The 921-nt window shown below is 71.1% G+C and carries 2 protein-coding genes; one reads left to right on the top strand and one right to left on the bottom strand.

Going from position 1 to position 921, the window contains the following annotated elements; all coding sequences use genetic code 11:
* Positions 1-202: 202 nt before the first annotated feature.
* Positions 203-424, top strand: coding sequence for a DUF2093 domain-containing protein (locus AC2W7M_RS26410; protein ID WP_486136143.1), 222 nt, complete (start codon positions 203-205; stop codon positions 422-424).
* Here AC2W7M_RS26410 and AC2W7M_RS26405 read toward each other — a convergent pair.
* Positions 370-921, bottom strand: a 552-nt coding sequence (locus AC2W7M_RS26405) for a tetraacyldisaccharide 4'-kinase (protein WP_486136141.1), incomplete at its 5' end; no start/stop codon positions are given. The two genes, AC2W7M_RS26410 and AC2W7M_RS26405, sit on opposite strands and share 55 nt — an antisense overlap.

Below are 921 nucleotides of genomic sequence, written 5' to 3'. Positions count from 1 at the left end.
CCAACCTTGTTCGATCGCTGAGCGGAGGCCTTTTCCCCGCACCCGGCAAAAGCACTATCCTGCGGGATAGCGCCAGGAGCCAGTGCCGTTAAGGCCGTGCCGCCTGGAGGGAGAATTCGTCGTCGCGCCTCACAGGAGGCGCACGCCTCGTTCCGGCCGGTCGGCGGCCTGACCGATGCGGCCTTGGGACCGTTCCGCCGTGATGAACCGATTTGAACGTTTTCCGGAGCCGCACGGGGAGGCGGAAATCCGCTATCTCGATGGCGAGTTCCGGATCCTGCGGCCCGGCAGTTTCGTGCGCTGCGCGGTGACCGGACAGCCCATTGCGCTCGACGAACTGCGCTATTGGAGCGTGGACCTCCAGGAGGCCTATGCCGATCCCGAGGCGGTGCTGACCCGCGTGCGCGCCCTCGCCGGCCGCTGATCGGGCCGTCTGGTCCTTCGCCTATGCGGCGCCGCGCCGCGCCGCGGCCCCGCGCTTCCGCCGTCGCCGACCAGATGGGGGAGAACCCCTTCATCCGCCGGACGCAACGTCACCGGGACCACTTCGATGAGACCGCGGATGCCGGAAAAGGCGGCCAGGCGCGCCGCATCCTTGGTGGTGGTGACGAGGCCGAGGCCGCGCGCCGCGGCGTCGGCGGCGAGCGCCGTGATCTCCCCTTCGGCGAACGGATGGTGGTCGGGGTAGGGGCGGCACTCCGCGACGTCGAGGCCGGTGCGCGTCAGCATCTCGAAGAACTTTTGCGGCCGGCCGATCCCGGCGAAGGCGAGCAGCGGCCGGCCCTTCAGCCGCGCGATCGCGTCCGGATCGGGCTCAAGGACCGCCTCGGCCGCCGCGCAGCCTTTGGCCTGCGCCAGCTCCGCCAGGGGCGGGGAACGGGTCGGCCTCCGGCGCCTCGCCCCACCACCAGCAGCAGATCG

This window comes from Xanthobacter sp. BG11Y11_SDJG (assembly GCF_057364445.1).
Note: the sequence above shows the minus strand (reverse complement) of the source record. Positions and strands in the feature narration are given on the sequence as shown.